General features: G+C 66.8%; 18 protein-coding genes and 1 pseudogene. 8 read left to right on the forward strand and 11 right to left on the reverse strand.

The window, feature by feature from the left end; all coding sequences use genetic code 11:
• Window positions 1-168: 168 nt before the first annotated feature.
• Window positions 169-1,207: pseudogene (locus tag G361_RS42995) on the forward strand (transposase).
• A gap of 119 nt (window positions 1,208-1,326) precedes the next feature.
• Here the strand turns inward: G361_RS42995 and G361_RS0109300 are convergent.
• Genes G361_RS0109300 through G361_RS0109310 form a run of 3 tightly spaced genes read right to left on the reverse strand, consistent with a single transcriptional unit; the run spans window position 1,327 to window position 3,311 of the window.
• Window positions 1,327-2,520: an RNA polymerase sigma factor gene (locus G361_RS0109300; protein ID WP_019926798.1), complete on the reverse strand. Its 1,194-nt coding sequence runs from the start codon at window positions 2,518-2,520 to the stop codon at window positions 1,327-1,329.
• Window positions 2,517-2,885 (reverse strand): YciI family protein, encoded by a 369-nt coding sequence (locus G361_RS0109305; protein WP_019926799.1) that lies wholly within the window; start codon window positions 2,883-2,885, stop codon window positions 2,517-2,519. The genes G361_RS0109300 and G361_RS0109305 overlap by 4 nt, the downstream gene beginning before the upstream one ends.
• Before the next feature lie 15 nt (window positions 2,886-2,900).
• Complete coding sequence (locus G361_RS0109310; protein WP_019926800.1) at window positions 2,901-3,311, reverse strand: hypothetical protein; 411 nt, start codon at window positions 3,309-3,311, stop codon at window positions 2,901-2,903.
• Window positions 3,312-3,973: 662 nt separating this feature from the next.
• Here G361_RS0109310 and G361_RS49275 point away from each other — a divergent pair.
• Window positions 3,974-4,597 (forward strand): hypothetical protein, encoded by a 624-nt coding sequence (locus tag G361_RS49275; RefSeq protein WP_155981381.1) that lies wholly within the window; start codon window positions 3,974-3,976, stop codon window positions 4,595-4,597.
• Window positions 4,598-4,639: 42 nt separating this feature from the next.
• On the opposite strand, the gene G361_RS0109320 is transcribed toward G361_RS49275, so the two are convergent.
• Complete coding sequence (locus G361_RS0109320; protein ID WP_019926802.1) at window positions 4,640-5,071, reverse strand: MarR family winged helix-turn-helix transcriptional regulator; 432 nt, start codon at window positions 5,069-5,071, stop codon at window positions 4,640-4,642.
• 95 nt (window positions 5,072-5,166) lie between these two features.
• Between G361_RS0109320 and G361_RS43000 the strand changes: the two genes are divergently transcribed.
• Window positions 5,167-5,580, forward strand: a complete 414-nt coding sequence (locus G361_RS43000; RefSeq protein WP_019926803.1) for a heme-binding protein — start codon at window positions 5,167-5,169, stop codon at window positions 5,578-5,580.
• Between the two features lie 481 nt (window positions 5,581-6,061).
• On the opposite strand, the gene G361_RS0109330 is transcribed toward G361_RS43000, so the two are convergent.
• Window positions 6,062-6,637, reverse strand: coding sequence for a DUF6529 family protein (locus G361_RS0109330; RefSeq protein WP_019926804.1), 576 nt, complete (start codon window positions 6,635-6,637; stop codon window positions 6,062-6,064).
• Window positions 6,638-6,682: 45 nt separating this feature from the next.
• Window positions 6,683-7,081: a VOC family protein gene (locus tag G361_RS0109335; RefSeq protein ID WP_026342850.1), complete on the reverse strand. Its 399-nt coding sequence runs from the start codon at window positions 7,079-7,081 to the stop codon at window positions 6,683-6,685.
• 103 nt (window positions 7,082-7,184) lie between these two features.
• Here G361_RS0109335 and G361_RS0109340 point away from each other — a divergent pair, with 103 nt between their 5' ends.
• The gene (locus G361_RS0109340; protein ID WP_155981382.1) at window positions 7,185-8,171 is read left to right on the forward strand and encodes a YafY family protein; all 987 of its coding nucleotides are present in this window, start codon (window positions 7,185-7,187) and stop codon (window positions 8,169-8,171) included.
• A 20-nt stretch (window positions 8,172-8,191) separates the two neighbouring features.
• On the opposite strand, the gene G361_RS0109345 is transcribed toward G361_RS0109340, so the two are convergent.
• Entirely contained in the window at window positions 8,192-8,695 is a 504-nt protein-coding gene (locus tag G361_RS0109345; RefSeq protein ID WP_019926807.1) for a nuclear transport factor 2 family protein, read from the reverse strand.
• Window positions 8,696-8,765: 70 nt separating this feature from the next.
• On the opposite strand from G361_RS0109345, the gene G361_RS50245 reads away from it, so the two are divergent.
• Together G361_RS50245 and G361_RS0109355 are read left to right on the forward strand one after the other, a co-directional pair.
• Window positions 8,766-9,572, forward strand: coding sequence for a LysR family transcriptional regulator (locus tag G361_RS50245; protein ID WP_019926808.1), 807 nt, complete (start codon window positions 8,766-8,768; stop codon window positions 9,570-9,572).
• 203 nt (window positions 9,573-9,775) lie between these two features.
• Window positions 9,776-10,423 carry a hypothetical protein gene (locus tag G361_RS0109355; RefSeq protein WP_019926809.1) on the forward strand — a complete coding sequence of 216 codons (648 nt, stop codon included), beginning with the start codon at window positions 9,776-9,778 and terminating at the stop codon, window positions 10,421-10,423.
• A 28-nt stretch (window positions 10,424-10,451) separates the two neighbouring features.
• Here the strand turns inward: G361_RS0109355 and G361_RS0109360 are convergent, their stop codons facing one another.
• Both G361_RS0109360 and G361_RS0109365 read right to left on the reverse strand, forming a co-directional pair.
• Complete coding sequence (locus tag G361_RS0109360; RefSeq protein WP_019926810.1) at window positions 10,452-11,336, reverse strand: class I SAM-dependent methyltransferase; 885 nt, start codon at window positions 11,334-11,336, stop codon at window positions 10,452-10,454.
• A gap of 111 nt (window positions 11,337-11,447) precedes the next feature.
• The gene (locus G361_RS0109365; RefSeq protein ID WP_019926811.1) at window positions 11,448-12,170 is read right to left on the reverse strand and encodes a carboxymuconolactone decarboxylase family protein; all 723 of its coding nucleotides are present in this window, start codon (window positions 12,168-12,170) and stop codon (window positions 11,448-11,450) included.
• Between the two features lie 91 nt (window positions 12,171-12,261).
• Here G361_RS0109365 and G361_RS0109370 point away from each other — a divergent pair, with 91 nt between their 5' ends.
• Window positions 12,262-12,885 (forward strand): TetR/AcrR family transcriptional regulator, encoded by a 624-nt coding sequence (locus G361_RS0109370; protein ID WP_196814451.1) that lies wholly within the window; start codon window positions 12,262-12,264, stop codon window positions 12,883-12,885.
• Window positions 12,886-12,901: 16 nt separating this feature from the next.
• On the opposite strand, the gene G361_RS0109375 is transcribed toward G361_RS0109370, so the two are convergent.
• A complete protein-coding gene (locus tag G361_RS0109375; RefSeq protein WP_019926813.1) occupies window positions 12,902-14,086 on the reverse strand; it encodes an epoxide hydrolase family protein in 1,185 nt (394 codons plus the stop codon).
• A 123-nt stretch (window positions 14,087-14,209) separates the two neighbouring features.
• A complete protein-coding gene (locus G361_RS0109380; RefSeq protein WP_019926814.1) occupies window positions 14,210-15,238 on the reverse strand; it encodes a GlxA family transcriptional regulator in 1,029 nt (342 codons plus the stop codon).
• Window positions 15,239-15,311: 73 nt separating this feature from the next.
• On the opposite strand from G361_RS0109380, the gene G361_RS0109385 reads away from it, so the two are divergent.
• The gene (locus tag G361_RS0109385; protein ID WP_019926815.1) at window positions 15,312-16,163 is read left to right on the forward strand and encodes a dienelactone hydrolase family protein; all 852 of its coding nucleotides are present in this window, start codon (window positions 15,312-15,314) and stop codon (window positions 16,161-16,163) included.
• Window positions 16,164-16,185: the final 22 nt, after the last annotated feature.

Genomic DNA, 16,185 nt, shown 5'->3' on the forward strand with positions numbered 1-16,185 from the left:
CTCGAGGTCTTCGTCCATCGAGATCTTGTTGAAGTCGACCACATTCGGAATCAGAGCCATGATCAAAACCTGTGGATGACCGGGGAGGGAGTACCTTCCCGGATGATCTAGAAATCAACGGTTTTGATCAGTCTGGCGCGCCAACGCCGGGTGGGAAGGTACGTTCAGATGCTCGAGGTAGTCCAAGGTGGCGAGGAGCCCGACGGCGGTGCGGCCGGGTTTCGGTCGCTGCTCGATGAGATCGTGCGTGATGGTGCGCGGCAGATGCTGGCGGCGTCGTTGCAGGCCGAGGTTGCGGCGTATGTCGAGCAGTTCGCCGGCCAGGTCGACGAGAACGGCCACCGGTTGGTGGTGCGTAACGGTTACCACGAGCCGCGGACCGTGGTGACCAGCGCGGGCGCGGTCGAGGTGAGGGCGCCGCGGGTGAACGACAACCGGACGGACACCGAAACCGGTGAGCGCAAGCGGTTCTCCTCGGCGATCCTGCCGGCGTGGGCACGGAAGTCGCCGCAGATGAGCCAGGTGTTGCCGCTGCCGTACCTGCGGCCGCAAGGAGCTCGTCGCGTTGACCGACGGGTTCCGAGAGTCGAGTGAGTCGTGAGCGGATCTGCGGCGCGATGCCCGCCGCCGTGGCATGCGTGCCCCGGTCCTGGCCGTCGGCGACGGCGCGCTGGGGTTCTGGAAGGCGCTGCGCGAGGTGTTCCCCGCCACGAAGGAGCAGCGTTGCTGGTGGCACAAACAGGGCAATGTTCTTGCGGCGCTCCCGAAGTCGGCGCATCCGGGCGCGCTCGCGGCGATGAAGGAGGTCTACAACGCCGAGGACGCCGACATGGCCCGCACGGCGATCAAGGCGTTCGAGCGGGACTACGGCGCGAAGTTCCCCGAAGCCGTGGCGAAGGTCGTCGACGACGCCGATGTGCTGCTGGAGTTCTACAACTACCCGGCCGACCATTGGGTACACCTACGCACGACGAATCCGATCGAATCCACGTTCGCGACAGTGCGATTGAGGAGCAAGGTCACCAAGGGGCCGGGCTCGCGCGCCGCCGGCATCGCGATGGTGTTCAAGCTGATCGAGTCCGCTCAGGCCCGCTGGCGCGCAGTCAACGCCCCACACCTGGTCGCCCTTGTCCGCGCCGGAGCCACCTTCGAGAGAGGCAAACTCAAAGAACGACCGGCCGACTCGTCCGAGCAGGAGGCCGCCTGAAACTCACCCATTCACAGGATTTGACAAATTCTCCAGCAGGCATGTCACGCAATTCGTGTCTGCGCCGCTCTCTCGACCGCGGCTGAGAACTGCTCGGGTCGAGGTACAGATCCATTCGGTCATGATTCGAGCCGCGCTGCCTTCGTGACGAGATAGCGCCGCTCGGGTTCGCTCAGTGTCCTGTGTGCTGCCGAACGGTATTGCACGGCAGCCAGTTCCAGATCGCCTGCGAGTTCCGCGAGATGCGCTTCGACTGCGGCGAAACGATGATGCTCGGCAAGGATCCGGTCGGTGCGCAGTTGCTCGAGCAACGTGAGCCCGGTGGCCACGCCACGTGCCATCGCCAGGGCGACAACACGATTCAGCGTCACCATCGGATTGTCCGACATCTGGTCGAGCAAGGTGTAGAGCGCGAGGATCTGCTCCCAGTCGGTCGCGTCCGGTGTCGGCGCCTCGTCGTGGACTGCCGCGATCGCGGCCTGAATCTGATAGGGACCGGGCTTGTTTCGTGACATCGCGGCAGTTACCAGCGCAACACCTTCGGCGATCTGCGCGCGGTCCCACAACGTCCGGTCCTGCTCGGCCATCGGAATCAGCATGTCACCCGGCCCGGTCCGCGCGGCACGGCGGGCGTCGGTCAGCAGCATCAGCGCGAGCAGGCCGGCAACTTCGCCGTCGCCGGGCAGGCTGCGGTGCAGCATCCGGGCGAGTCTGATGGCCTCGGTCGACAATTCGACCCGCGCAAGCACCGGCCCCGAGGTGCTCGTGTAGCCCTCGTTGAAGATCAGGTACAGCACCTGCAGCACGGCGTCGAGGCGTTCGGCGTGCTCGGCCGGCATCGCGAACGACACGCCGGACTGCTTGATCGTCTTCTTGGCCCGGCTGATCCGCTGCCCCATCGTCGCTTCGGGCGCGAACAGCGCGCGGGCGATCTCTCCCGTCGTGAGGCCGCCGACCGCGCGCAGGGTGAGCGCGATCTGACCGGTGCGCGGCAACGCGGGATGGCAGCACATGAACAGCAGGAGCAACGAATCATCCTGTGCCGAAACGGGTCCGGACGGTGCAACCGGCACTTCCTCCCGCTCACGGCGCGCCTGCTCGCTGCGCAGCAGGTCGATCAATTTCCGCGAGGCCACCCGGATCAGCCAGGTGCGTGGTTCGTCCGGCAACGGGGGCCACTGTGTCGTCGCCGCAACCAATGCCTCCTGTACCGCGTCCTCGGCAAGGTCGAAGTGCCCGTACCGGCGGACGAGCGCACCGAGGACCTGCGGCGCCAGGTCGCGCAGCAGGTCCTCGATCTCCCGGGCGATCACAGGTCTGCGGGCGGTCCGTCGGGAAGCGGCCGGACCTCGATCGTGTCGCCGATGTTGTCGGCGACCCGTGCGGCGATTGCCATCGCGCGGTCGTGGGAGTCGACGTCGACGACCGAGAAGCTCGCAAGGACCTCCTTCACCTCGGCGTACGGCCCGTCGCTGGCGACCGGACCCGAAGCCGTCTTCCGCACGGTCCAGGTCAACGACGGATCGGCGAGCCCCATCGTCGTGACCAGCTCGCCGGACTCGGTCAGCTCGGCACCGAGCTCTTCGTAGAACTTGCACATCGCGGCGAACTCGGGACTCGAGTAGTCGACCGACGCCCAGTCCGCCGTGTTGGTGTAGGCCAGCAGGATGTACTTCACGGCTCCATCCTCCCGCTATCCACCGACGCGCGTCATCGTCGCCTCGTAACCGCCACCGGGCCACACCCACGCGCCGGACAGCGTGTTGCCGTCGGCGCTGAACGTGGTCCGGCAGTACGCCGGCGAGCCCTTGCGGCCACCCCAGATCGTCAGCACGTCGCCGTCGAGTTCGTACTCATAGTCGAGCGTTTCGCCGTCGCTCGAGTAGAAGCGTGACGTGACCGCCTCACTCGTCTCGCCGTCGAACGGCCGTTCGTGGCCGATGATTTCGAGTCCGGTGATGTGGTGCCCGTCGCGGTCCATGTCCACGCGCTGGGACAAGAAGGCACGGCCGTCGAGCCACGCGTACGTCGTGGTGCCGTCGGCGCCGCCGGACACCCGCCAGGTACCGACGAGACGATCGAGGTCGGAGATCGAGGTACTCATGACGAGAGTTCCTTTCGGTTGATGGTTCCTTCGCCGGTACCACGGAGCCAGCGGACGGTCTTCGACATTCGGTCGTCGAAAACGTGCGCAGCGGCGCCGCGCACACAGCTTCGACAACGGCAAGCTCGAACACCCCGACCAGACAACCGAGTAAACGCCCAAAAGGTGATCATGATCCACAGGTCTTGACAATTGCTCTTCGAATCACGAAATACTTTGCAAGCTAGCATGATTCGCCGCGACTACAGGATAGCGGCGACCCTCGAACAGGCTTCCGGCCTTCACCAGCCGACGACGTGGCAGGGACGTGCGGGCCGGCGGTGGCGTGCTGGGTGTGTAACCCCGGTGCATACCTGGATCCGAGGGTCGGCCGGCGGTGAACCCGCACGACGGTCCGGCGCGAGGTGGTTGACACGGCGGCACGAGCGCGGTGTCACGACCAGCACGAATGTCCCGTCCCGCAGTGCGGGACGGGATCGAGGAGGACACCTTCACGGGACCGGGGGTGTCCTCCGGGCCCCTGCGTCGGGGTCGAGGATCCCGACGTTTCCGCCCAGGCCGGCGCGGCCGGCAGTCCGTCACCAGAGACGAGGAAGATGAATATTCCACCCGGCGGAGGATCACAACGGCGGTCACGCCCGCGATATTCAGGCATGGTCGAGATGATGGCGAACGCGAGAAGAGCATGGCGGGTATGGGCTTTGGTCCCGGTTGCGATACTGACGGTCGCGGGGTGCGGGCACAACACGCCCGGGGATGCCGCGGCACCCACGGCGACGCCGGCAGCACCGCTGAAGTTGACGAGCAGCGATTTCAAGGGCGTGTGCCAGGGCGCTACCGTGTCGCGCGCCGCACCGTATTCGGCGACGGGGTCGCACAAGGTGGTCATGCTGTCACCGGACAACAAGGCGAGCCTGGTGGAAGACACGTCGACCCTGCCGGCCGACTGGATGGTGCAGTTCGACCCCGCCGGCGACGCCTACGCCCGGATCGACACGGTCGCCTGTGTGCAGATCGATACGTCCGACGAAATCCGGACCTGCGACGGCTACAAGGACGGTGACAAGCCGACCGGGAACACCGTGAAGCTGAACTCCGCGACATACCGCGTATCGGTCCGTGAGGCCACCACCGGAAAGGTGCTCGGCACCACCACATTGACCAGCGCGGACGAATCCTGCCCCATGTTCGTGTTCTTCGACAGCAACTCGCAGGTCCAAACCTATTACGCGCCACCGTCACCCGACGAGGTGATCGCCTTCCTCAAACCCTTCGTCCAGCCCTGATAACCACCGTCAACCTCCGGCTGTCCGCTTCCCGAGCCCGGTCTACTCGAGGATGCGGGTGAGCAGCTGGGTGAGCATGTCGCGCTCACTGGCCGACAAGGCACGCAGGATGTCGTGTTGAACCGCAGTGAGTGTCGTGTCCAGCTCTTCGAGCCGTCGTCGCCCGGCGGCGGTGAGGGTGATCCGGTTGCGGCGCCTGTCGCTGGGGTCCGGGGTGCGCGCGACATGGCCTCGTTCTGTCAGCTCATTGAGCATCGTGTTCATGTCGCTCTGGTCGATTCCGCACCGCTGGCCGATCCGCACCTGACTGTCCGGGCCGAACTCGTCCAGCGCGGCGAGGATCGCGAAGTGATGGGCGTGCCCGTCGAAAGCGGCCATCGTTTCTCCGATGACCCGATGTGCTCGCGCGGAAACCTTGTTGATCAGCCAGCTCGGTTTGCGGCGCAGGCGGGTCGGCGCTTCGCCCATCTCCATGCGCGCAGTGTAGCCAATCTCTTGGTGCCACCAATGAACCCTGTTATCCTTGGTTCGACCAAGCTTGGTCGAACCAAGTTATCGAAGGTGGAACGATGTCACTCACTCTGGACGAAGCTCGGGCCGTCAGCGACCGGGTCCGCGAACACGCCCTCGGACTCGGCGCGGCAGTCACGATCGCCATCGTCGACGACGGCGGGCACCTCCAGGTTCTCGATCGCATGGACGGCGCATCTCCCATGTCGGCTCGTGTCGCCCCAGCGAAAGCTTCCAGCGTTGCGCTGTTTCGTCGCGACAGCACTGACCTGATGCACCTGCAGGAGGCTTACCCTGCGGTGTTCGCGCAGATAATCGATGCGGCCCGAACACCGATTGTGGCGGGCGGTGCCGCTCGGCTGATCTGGCGCGACGGTGCGGTCGTCGGTGCGATCGCCATCGCCGGCGGGTCACTCGAGCAGGATGACACGTGCGCCGACGTCGGGGTCGGCTCCCTGCCGTCCGCCGCGTGAACTCAGTCGACCGGCCCGGCCGGGCAGGGTGAGCAGCACCGATCAGCGCTCGGGCCAACTCCTTCGGACGGTCCATCAGAACGCCAGAACTTCATCGGGTTGCCGTCGATGTCGATGACCGTCGCCATCCGCGACGGCGGCTCGGACAGCATCACCACGAACCGGCCGACAGCTCGATGTACCATGCCCAGCAACCACTTTCACGCCAACGCGAAGCCCCGAACGTTCCAGAATGCCGCTGGTCGAGCGAATCCCTGTGCGCCGGAACGACGTCCGCTCATGCTCCTGAGCGAGCGCCGACGTGGATCACGCCGCTTCCGGTCCGTCACACGAGTTGAGCGAGCGCGGAATCCTGGTCGTCCAGCAGGCGGCGGATCCCTCTGTCCGGGTACAGGGTTGCTCCGACTCGTCTGCTGGAACGCACGCATGAACGGGGACACCGGCGCGGCTACCGGGCCGTGGCACGTGTGACCGATCCGATTCAGCGGGCGAATCCGACGGTGTGGAACCACCACAGTGACGCCCCTGCCCAAGCGAGCACGAAGGTTCCGAAGACGAGTCCACCCAGCACCGGTACCAGCCAGGAAGGTGTGTTGCGCAACCGCAATGCCAGCATCTTGGCGGCGAACGCGCCGTAGAAGGCGGTGCCGGCGATCGAGTGCACGACGATGCGCATCGGGATTCCGGCGTCGAGGTGGAAACCGAAGCTGTAGAGGCAGTAGTAGCCCACCGGCAGGCTGGCGGTGAAGGTCAGCGCACCGGCGATGCGGTGGTACCGATGAACCCATCGGCCCGCACGAAATCGGTAAATCCATACCGCCGTGCACAATTGGGCGACGATCAGGATCAGCACCAGGCTGCTCAGGTATGCCTTGAAGGTTTGTGGCGCGGAGAAGCCCCAGGTGGGCAGCGGCCGAGGGGCGGGTCCGAAGTGGGTGCCGAGCACGCCGAGTGTCACTGCGATCGCGGCGCCGGTCAGCAGCACCGCCACCGCGATCAGTTGACGGACAGCGTAAGTCGGCACGACGACCGCACGGCCCGATGTGGTTGCCTTCATACGGGCAGATACGACAACGGGTTACGAGTGTCGGTCGCTACCGTGTCACACCCCGAATCTCGCGACGGCCTGCGCGGTGACCGGGGTGAAGAGGTTGATGAGGTTGTCGTCGGGGTCGCGGAGCAGCAGCGACCGGTTCCCCCACGGCATCGTGGTGGGCTCGTTGACGAAATCCTCGACCTGGCCCCGCAACCGCCGGTAATCGGCATCGACGTCGGCGACCAGGAATTCGATGATCGCGGTGTGGTTGTCGGCCGGGCGTGCGCTGCCTGCCCCGAAAAGCGCCACGGTGCGGGCGCTGCCGATCGCGAGTGTGCCGGCCGGTGTGACGATTTCGGCGAAATCCGGTGTAGCCCACGTTGCTTCGACACCGGTCACGTTCTGATAGAAGCCGACCAGCCGCTGGATGTCATCGGTGATCAGGCGGATCGAGACGAGCTTCATGGTGTGCTCCTGCTGTCGGATGCGGCGGGAGTTCCGCCACCACATGCCACCGTAGAGTCGATACCGGACAGTTTCCGCCCGGTATGGATGCGAGAATTTCCCGATGACGCGTCCCACCGCCCGAGTGCTGGCCCTGCTCGAGCTGTTGCAGGCCGGCGGTACCCATACCGTCGGTGAACTCGCCGGACGGCTCGGCGTCGACGAACGCACCGTCCGGCGATACGTCACCCACCTCACCGACCTGGACATTCCCGTCCGATCGGTGCGCGGCCGCTACGGGGGCTACCGGCTCGCCGCCGGGTATCGGATGCCGCCGCTGATGCTGACCGACGACGAGGCTGTGGCGGTATTGCTCGGGCTGCTCACCAATCGTGGCGCCGACCGATCGGCAGCTGCCGCCCCCGCGGCCCACAGCGCGACGGCCAAACTCCGCCGCGTCCTGCCCGCCCGCCTGACGGCCCGGCTGGACGCACTGATCGACACCGCCGAGTTCACCGCCGACGCTCCCCCGGAGGTCGCTGTCGAGGGCGCCGTCCTGCTCCGGCTCGCCGAGGCCACCCGCGAGCACCGGCCGGTCGCGATCGGCTACACCGACCGGCACGGGCAGTCCAGTGAGCGGACCGTGCACCCCTACGGGCTCGTCGATCACGCCGGCCGGTGGTACCTCACCGGGCAGGACAGCAAGAGCGGCGAACTACGCCAGTTCCGGGTGGACCGCATCACCGCGGTGACCACATTGTCCGGAACATTCACTGTGCCTGCCGATTTCGAGCCGGCCGCCGCCCTGCTCGCCGCACTTGCCACCACTCCCTACCGACACGACATATCGATCCGGGTGCAGGGCACGCTCGGCCAGGTCCGCCCGCTGCTGCCCGCGACGATCGCGACCGTGCACGAGATCGACTCGCCGCCGGACGACACCCGCCCCTGGGTCCGGGTCCGAATCCGGGCCGAGCAACTCGACTGGATTCCCCTGCTCCTCTCCCGCGTGGATCGCCCGTTCGTCATCGAACACCCCGACGCCCTCAACGACGCCGTCCGCGCCCTCGGCCGCCGGCTCATCGCGGCCGCCGACGGCCGAGAACTGTAGGTGGCCTCGGACACTCGCGGTCAGGCCGCCGGAAACGCATAGGGCAGATCGTGTTTGATGATCTGTTTCGCGATCCGCCATCGACCGGCTCGGCGCCGCAGTGTCGACTCGAGATACCCGGACTCGACGGGGACGATCGTGCCCTGTGCGCCAACGGATCCGGCAGGCCAGCCCGCACTCGGTCGGGCTCGGCCGAGCACGTTGTAGACGAGGAATTGGGAGTCGTAGACGGCATCGTCGCCGTCGACGGTGACGATCGGATTCAGCGAAGTGTGATGACTCCAGCCCAGTTCCGGATGCGGCGCCATCCCGGTGGCGATCGCCGCGGCGATGGTCTCCACACCGGTCAACCGGGCCAGCAATTCGTGCTGCCCGGCACCGGAATAGTAGATCTCGACAACGGCGTCGTCCCAGAACACGGCGGCCATGGTCACGGGGTCGCGGTGGTCGGCAGCGCGGACGTAGCGTGCGATCACCTCCGCGACCAGGCGGTGATCGTCGGGGATGCGTTCGTTATTGCTCATAGGGACCACTTCAGCCGGAGACGGCAGGTGCGGCCATGCACATCCGAGCATCCAGCGATACCCTCAGGGTATGGATCGTCTGGAGACGAGGGAAATCGAGTACGCGTTGACCCTGGCCGACGAACTCAATTTCACCAAGGCAGCGGCCCGGCTCGGGATAGCCCAGCCACCGTTGTCACGTGCGATCGGACGGCTCGAGCGCCGGTTGGGTGTCGAATTGTTCTACCGGACAAGCCGATCCGTCAGTTTGACGGAGGCCGGTGCGGTCTTCGTGCGGGAAGGCCGGGCGATACTCGATTCCCTGGACAACGTGGTCCACCACACCCGATACGCCGATCGCACACGGCCGTTGGTCGTGGCTGCGCGACCGGCGACCGGCTCGGGCCGACTGCACGCGATCATCCGAGGCTGCGGGGAACTTCGGGAGCCGTTGGCGATTCGCATTCACTTCACCCGCCGGCCGACCACCGCTGTGCGCGAACAGGTGGCGGACGTGGCGTTGGCATGCACGACCGAAGATACAGACGAACTCACGGTCGAGGAACTCGATGAGCAGCCGACCCTGGCGTTGACCGCGGCTGCGCATCCCCTCGCCACCCACGCCACCGTCACTCTGGACGAATTGCGTTGCACGGACGGGTTTCTCGAGGATTGCCCCGATCTGCCGCTGGACGAGATCGTCGATCGCGTTCTCTTGCAGAATGCCGTGATACTCGTGGCCGGGGATCTGCCCCTTCCGCTCGATGATCGGCTACGCACGCTCGCCGTCCCGGACGCCCCGGCCACTGTGCTGTGCCTGGCCTGGGCGCAGAACGGACCGCACCCCGGCCTGCCGACCTTCCTGAAGCAGGCCCGCCGTGCGGCCTACCACCGATAGTCGTCGGCCGATCCGCGGCGCACTGTGCGAATAACCTGGGCCGATGGATCGCCGTACTCCCATGCAGCTGTATCGCAACCAGGAACTGGCCGGCCTGCCCCGCATACCGCAGTGACCGGCGCTCTGCCCGGAGATCCCTTGTCGGCCATACCGTATGGCCGATCGGACAGCGCCGTCACGCCGCCGGTCCTACGATTGGCGTCGTGCCCGTTCCGCAAGACGGCGCTGCCCTGATCGAAGGGCGGGTCGCGCACAAGAGCTCCAACGCACTGAGGATCGTCTTCGCGGGCGGCCCCGGTGAATCATTGGCCACCGGCATCCAAGGCGCCGGCGACGGCCTCGCCGCGAAGACGGCGGTCCTGTTCGGTTTCAAGAACGGCGGTACCGGCAAGCACCGGCTCACCTACGGCAACGGTGACATCGTCTGGGTGGAATCCAAATCCCGGCAACCCACCGAGATCACCCGCGGCGACGGCTCTCCGGTGGCGAAGATCGAGCGAGGCGAGACCTCGACCGCACTCGGACCGGACGGGGCGACACTATTGAGTTTCGTGCCCGACCCCGCCGACGCCCGCACACCGGACCTGTTCCGGATACTGCTGCGCACCGCGAACGAGCAGGAACTCGGCCGCCTGGACGTGGTCCGCCGGGCAGCCGGTTGGAGCATCGCCGACGAGCTGTGGAACACCTACATATGGTGGGACCACGCCGGCGAACCATTGCCGGTACCACTGCTCGGCACCCGCCTCATGCTGCACACCGAACCCGACCCGATCGTGCGTGACATCCTCCTGGCGGCATGTGTCGACATCACCCTCGGCCTGCGCCCCTACATCTCCGCGATGAACTGATCCCAGGCCGACGCTTTCACGGAAATCCTCAGCGGCTCGCCCGCAGCATGCGGACCGGCCGCAACGACCGAGGTGGTTCGCCCGCGAATTCCGTTGACCCGTCGAGGTATCCGGCGATGAGGTCCGCAGCGGCGTGGTCTTCGATGCCGGTGAAACCGAGCGCGCGCAACTGTACGGCGATGCCGTCGGGAGCGAAGTAGCTGAACCAGGGTTCGCCGACAGCCGCCGCTCGATTCGCGCGGTCCCGCAGTTGTGCGCGGTCTTCGTCGGTGTCTGCCAGGTAGTCGAAGATCACCTCGACCCGCTCGGATTGGCCGGCAATGTATTCGAGCGTGGAGCGGGCAGCATCCGGGGTCAGATAGAAGACGACTCCGAGCCACACGAATACCGCCGGATCGGCCCGGCTGAACCCGGCGTCCGCCAATTGTGTTGCCAATGTGTCGGTTTCGAAGTCGACCGGCACGAACGTCAGCCGCTCGGGCAGGTCGATACCGGACGCGGTCAGGCGCTCGATCTTCCACGCCTGGGTAGCGGGATGGTCGACCTCGAATACCCGCAGGCCGGGATGCGGATTACGGTAGGCGAAGGTGTCCAGGCCCGCGCCGAGGATCACGACCTGCCGTGCACCGGCCGCGACCGCTGCGGCCACCCGATCCTCGGCGAACCGGGCACGAGCAGCGAAGAACAGCCGGCGCGGCCGATCACTGACACCCATCCGCAGGAGTCCCAGGCCGCCACCGCTGTCGGGACCATCCGCTTCGGGCCGGCCGAATTCGGACAGCTCCTCCGCGGTGACACCCAGCAGACGCGCCGCCAGTGGATCGGTGAGAATCCTCGGCTGGTCTGCGATCTGGTGATAGGCGCGGGCGTAGGCAGTCGTGAGCGCCGTCCGGCTGGGTCCCTCGTTCTCCATGATCGAGAAGCTACTCACGAAACGACGCAGGCACCGCGAATTCGGCCACACCGGCGCGGGGCGGGATCGCACCGTGTGCGCGATGGCCGCGGAAACCCGCGTGGCGCAGCGTCAGCCGAGGTCCCAGCCTGCCTCGGCGGCGTGGACGTGAAATGCCTTCCAGGCCTGCCAGACTCGCGTTGCGCCGATTTGGGCGTTGAAGCGCAGTACGTCTCGGACGTTGTCGATGGTTGCGCCGGCGCCGAGGGCCCGTTGGGTGTGGATGCGGAAGGTATCGCCGAGAGTTTGGTAGTGGATGTCGATACTCATTGTGGCGAAGGCTCTTTCGCGGACGGTGAGGGTTCCCGGGCCGGTGGGGGTGCGCATTCGGGACTGGAGGTCGAAGTAGTCCAGGAAGTGTGGATCCAGTTGGGCCAGGGTGGTGCGGACCGGGTCCGGGAGCGGTGTGGGTGGGGCGTCGGGGCCGCTGGTCAGTAGTTCGGCGGGTAGTTCCCCGGTGTCCGGGTGCGGGAGGCCCAGGGTTGTTTCCAGTTCGGCCAGGCGGTCGAAGGCGGCCGAGGCGGTGTGATAGCCGCTGTCGTAGGAGATCAGGCGCAGCAGGGCGCGGATGTCCGCGGTGGTGACGCCCTGTTTCAGGCCGGTGCGCAGGTGGAGTTCGAAGGGGTGGCCCAGGGCCTGGGCGCACACGTCGGCGGTCAGGCGCAGCAGCACCTTCTCGCGGTCGGTCAGGCCGGACAGCTCGTCGGCGTGCCGGGCGGTGGCGACGGCCATCTGGGCGAACATCGCGTCCAGCGTCGCGACATCGGCGCCGGAGGGCGGGGTGATTGCGGTCATGGCGACCACTCCTGATTCTATGAACATGTGTTGCGCTACAGCTGTAGCGCTATGAATGTAGCGCAATGGCTGTCCAGTTACAATGCGGGTCATGGACGAGATGCCGGCCGCGCGCCGCCGCCCGAACGCCCGGGGGCGCGGTGAGGTGCTCCGTGAGGAGATCGTGGGGACGGCGATGGGCATACTCGAGGAATTGGCCGACGACGAGTCGCTGTCGTTGCGTGCGGTGGCCCGCACGGTCGGGATCGCCGCCACCTCGGTGTATCTGCATTTCCCCGACCGGGATTCGCTGGTGATCGCGGTGGCGCAGCGCTGCCATGAGGAACTGGTGGGCGTCGGCGACGCGGCCGATGCCGCCGAGCCGGATCCCGGCCGCGGCCTGCGCGCGCGGATGCTGGCGCAGGTCGCCTGGGCTCAGGAGCATCCGGGGCTCTACAAGGTGCTGCACGAGAGTTCGGTGCATCGGCGGCTCGGTATGCCGTTCAAGGAGGTGATGGTCACGCGCACCGTCGACGCTGTTCAGCGGTGTATGGACGCGGGGCTCGCACCTGCCGACGACGCGCTCACGGTCGCGATCGATCTGCGTACCGCTGTCAATGGCATGCTCGCCCAACGCATCAACGAGCCCGATATGCCGTGGCCGCCCGCTGCCGAACAGCTCGATCGTTTCCTGCGCAAACTCGTCGGGCTCGAGGTTCCGGGAGCATCTCGATAACCGCGCCGGGACCGCTTCAGCGAGTGGCGGCCAGCACTGCCGCGAGACCTTCTCGCAGGTCCTCGACGAAATATTCGGGAACCTCGAGCGACGGGAAATGTCCGCCGGTTTCGGGAGAATTCCATCGGACGATCTGCCGGTAGCGCTGCTCCGACCAGGGGCGCGGATATTTCTCGATATCGCGGGGATAGATGGTGACGGCCGACGGGATATCGACCCGTAGTTCGGGGTCCAGCGAGTTGTGGCTCTCGTAGTAGATGCGGGCCGCCGAGGCGCCGGTACGGGTCAGCCAATAGAGGGTGACGTCGTCGAGAATGCGGTCTCTGGAAATGGTTTCGAAGGGACTGTCCTCGGTGTCGCTCCATTCGGCGAATTTGTCGAGGATCCAGGCCAGCAGTCCTACGGGTGAGTCGACCAGTGAATAGCCGATGGTCTGCGGGCGGGTCGCTTGCTGCTTCGCGTATGCCGCGCGGTGGCGCCAGAAATGGCGGGTTTCCTCGGTCCAGCTGCGCTCGACCGCTGTCAGGCCGTCCGTTGTCAGCCCGGGAGGTGCCTCCGCGAATGTGGTGTGGATGCCTAGAACGTGTTCCGGGAATCGGCCGCCGAGGACGGTGGTGATGTTGCCTCCCCAGTCGCCGCCGTGGGCCACGAACCTGTCGTAGCCGAGCCTTCCCATCAGTTCCACCCATGCGGCAGCGATCTTTTCGGTTCCCCATCCGGTGGCGGCCGGTTTGTCGCTGTAGCCGAAGCCCGGTAGCGACGGCGCCACGACGTGGAAGGCGGGCGCGTCTGCTGCTTTCGGATTCGCCAGATCGGCCACCACATCGACGAATTCGGCGATACTTCCCGGCCAGCCGTGCGTCATGATCAGAGGGGTGGCGTCGGCCCGCGCGGATCGGCGGTGCAGGAAGTGGATCCCCAGATCGTCGATGGTCGTGCGGAATTGGCCGATCCGGTCGAGGCGGTCTTCGAACGACCGCCAGTTGTACTCGGTGCGCCAGTAGTTCACGACGTCGGTGAGGTCGGCGAGCGGAACGCCCTGGTCCCAGCGGCGCGGGCCGGGTGCGGCGCGATGGACCGTCTCGGCCTCCGGTAGCCGCGCCGCGGCCAATCTCGCGCGCAGATCATCGAGGTCGGCGTCGGTTGCGTGGGCTTCGAATGCTTGCACCTCGATCGGGTTGGGCTTCAAATCCGGATTCATGTCTGCTGGGTTCCCCGGCTTTCGCCTCGGTAACCTCGTGGCTACCGGCTGCGTGACCTGCCGGAGTGTTGGGGCGATGCCGCGGGAGGCATTCCCGCTGTCGTGAACGGGTTCTGTCGGCGATCAAGCTGCGCGGGTGCGGGTGGCGGTCGGAGTCTCACCGGTGTGCCGGCGGTAGATGCGGCGGAAGGCGGCCGGATCGGCGTAACCCACGGCGCCGGCGATCACGTCGACGGGGTCACGGGTCGTGGCGAGCAGGGTCGCGGCGTGGCCGACGCGCAGGCGATGTACGTACTCGGTGGGTGAGACCCCGAGTTCATCGCGGATACGGCGGGCCAGGGTGCGCGGGGAAACCGCTGCGGCTCCGGCCAATTCGCCGAGGGACAGTTGCCGGTCCAGGTTGGCGTGCACGTGTTGCCGGACCGCGCGCACCACCGGGTCGGTGCCCCGCAGATGCTCGAGCACCATGTACCGCGACTGCGACATGCGTGCGTCGAGCACCAGATAGCGGGCCACCTGCTCGGCGAGGGCGGCGCCGCCGAGGCGGGCGACCAGGGTCAGCAGCAGGTCGGTGTGGGCGAAAGCCGCACCGGCGGTGAGCACTTCGCCGCTGTCGACGACCATGCGGTCGACGTGCACGGTGACGTCGGGGAAGCGGCGGGCGAACAGGGGCGCCAGCCACCAGTTCGTGGTGGCGGCGCGGCCCGACAGGAGTCCGGTGGCGGCGAGTACGAACGTGGCCGAGCAGGAGGCGGCGACCGTGGCACCGGAATCGGCTGCCCGCCGGATGGTTTCGACTGCCCGCATCGTCTCGGGCCGGGCCAGCAGTTCGTCCACGAGCTTCTCGTCGGTGGCGGACGGGCCCGGTATCACCAGGATGTCGCCGGTTCCGAAATCGACCGAGCCGAACGGTGTTTCGGTGTCGACATTGACGAGTCGCCCGCCGCCGGATCGGACCGGTGCGCCGTCGAGGGATACGACGCGCTGCCGCAGCGGGTTTCGCGGTTCACCATCTGCGGCAGGTCTTTTCCGCCGGGGGCCGGATGCCGACGGGATCGGTCGTGCGGCGATGGCGGCGGCCGTGTCGACGATGTCGATTCCCAGGCCGAGTGCGCCCTCCAGCACACCGTCCAGTGCGAGGTGGGTGATCATGTGGCGAGATTAGACCGAATAGTGTCGATCACGCCACTGGCGATGCGCTGACCTGCTGCGGGAGGGTTCGTATGTGCAGCAGACTCCCCCTCAGGACTCCCGCGATGACGACCTCGCCGATTTCACAGCCCGGTCGATCACGCTCGACGGAGTCACCCGGACGGTGTATGTCGGCGGCTCCGGACCGGCGGTCGTCGTGATGGCGGAAATGCCCGGCATCAGTCCGGATGTCGCGCGTTTCGCCCGCTGGGTGCGTGCTGCCGGGCTCACGGTCTATCTGCCCTCGCTGTTCGGCCGCGACGGGGCCTATCCGGAGGCCGAAGCGGGTAGGGAGGTTTTCCGGCGCGCCTGTGTCAGTGCGGAATTCCGCGCCTTCGGCGCGGGCAGGTCCAGCCCGGTTGCGGTGTGGCTGCGTGCTCTGGCGGCCTTCGCGCACGGCGAATGCGGTGGCCACGGTGTCGGGGCACTGGGGATGTGCTTCACCGGCAATTTCGCGCTCACCATGATGCTCGAGCCCGCGATGCTGGCGCCGGTACTGTGCCAGCCGTCGCTGCCACTGGACCGGCCGGACGGGCTGGAGATCTCCCCCGGTGAGCTGGCGGCGGTGCGGGAGCGGCTCGATCGCGAGGATCTCGTGGTGCGGGCTTACCGATTCGAAGGCGACCGCTTCTGTACCGCACAGCGTTTCGCCGCTTATGCCGCGGCGCTGGGCCCGCGTTTCGAGTCACGGGTTCTGCCTGCTGATGCCGCGAATCCCGCTCCGCCCCCGTTCTTCTCGGAGATCGTCGGCTGCCCGCACAGTGTGGTCACCGCGCATCTGATCGATGCGGCGGGCGAGCCGACCGTCGCGGCCCGCGACGAGATCATCGGCTTTCTCGTGAAGCGGCTCGGTGGAACCGGGGAGCAGCGGCAGGACGTCCACTGAGTGGCCTGTTGCCGATGTCGGC

Source organism: Nocardia sp. BMG111209 (genome assembly GCF_000381925.1).
Lineage (GTDB): Bacteria > Actinomycetota > Actinomycetes > Mycobacteriales > Mycobacteriaceae > Nocardia.

What these genes read in the sequence shown, in the direction of transcription:
- G361_RS0109375 (WP_019926813.1), bottom strand. Translation starts at nt 14,086, where the DNA reads ATGAATCCGGATTTGAAGCCCAACCCGATCGAGGTGCAAGCATTCGAA.
- G361_RS0109370 (WP_196814451.1), top strand. Translation starts at nt 12,262, where the DNA reads ATGGACGAGATGCCGGCCGCGCGCCGCCGCCCGAACGCCCGGGGGCGC.
- G361_RS0109360 (WP_019926810.1), bottom strand. Translation starts at nt 11,336, where the DNA reads ATGGAGAACGAGGGACCCAGCCGGACGGCGCTCACGACTGCCTACGCC.
- G361_RS0109340 (WP_155981382.1), top strand. Translation starts at nt 7,185, where the DNA reads ATGACGCGTCCCACCGCCCGAGTGCTGGCCCTGCTCGAGCTGTTGCAG.
- G361_RS50245 (WP_019926808.1), top strand. Translation starts at nt 8,766, where the DNA reads ATGGATCGTCTGGAGACGAGGGAAATCGAGTACGCGTTGACCCTGGCC.
- G361_RS0109365 (WP_019926811.1), bottom strand. Translation starts at nt 12,170, where the DNA reads ATGACCGCAATCACCCCGCCCTCCGGCGCCGATGTCGCGACGCTGGAC.
- G361_RS0109335 (WP_026342850.1), bottom strand. Translation starts at nt 7,081, where the DNA reads ATGAAGCTCGTCTCGATCCGCCTGATCACCGATGACATCCAGCGGCTG.
- G361_RS49275 (WP_155981381.1), top strand. Translation starts at nt 3,974, where the DNA reads ATGATGGCGAACGCGAGAAGAGCATGGCGGGTATGGGCTTTGGTCCCG.
- G361_RS0109345 (WP_019926807.1), bottom strand. Translation starts at nt 8,695, where the DNA reads ATGAGCAATAACGAACGCATCCCCGACGATCACCGCCTGGTCGCGGAG.
- G361_RS43000 (WP_019926803.1), top strand. Translation starts at nt 5,167, where the DNA reads ATGTCACTCACTCTGGACGAAGCTCGGGCCGTCAGCGACCGGGTCCGC.
- G361_RS0109330 (WP_019926804.1), bottom strand. Translation starts at nt 6,637, where the DNA reads ATGAAGGCAACCACATCGGGCCGTGCGGTCGTCGTGCCGACTTACGCT.
- G361_RS0109320 (WP_019926802.1), bottom strand. Translation starts at nt 5,071, where the DNA reads ATGGAGATGGGCGAAGCGCCGACCCGCCTGCGCCGCAAACCGAGCTGG.
- G361_RS0109380 (WP_019926814.1), bottom strand. Translation starts at nt 15,238, where the DNA reads ATGATCACCCACCTCGCACTGGACGGTGTGCTGGAGGGCGCACTCGGC.
- G361_RS0109310 (WP_019926800.1), bottom strand. Translation starts at nt 3,311, where the DNA reads ATGAGTACCTCGATCTCCGACCTCGATCGTCTCGTCGGTACCTGGCGG.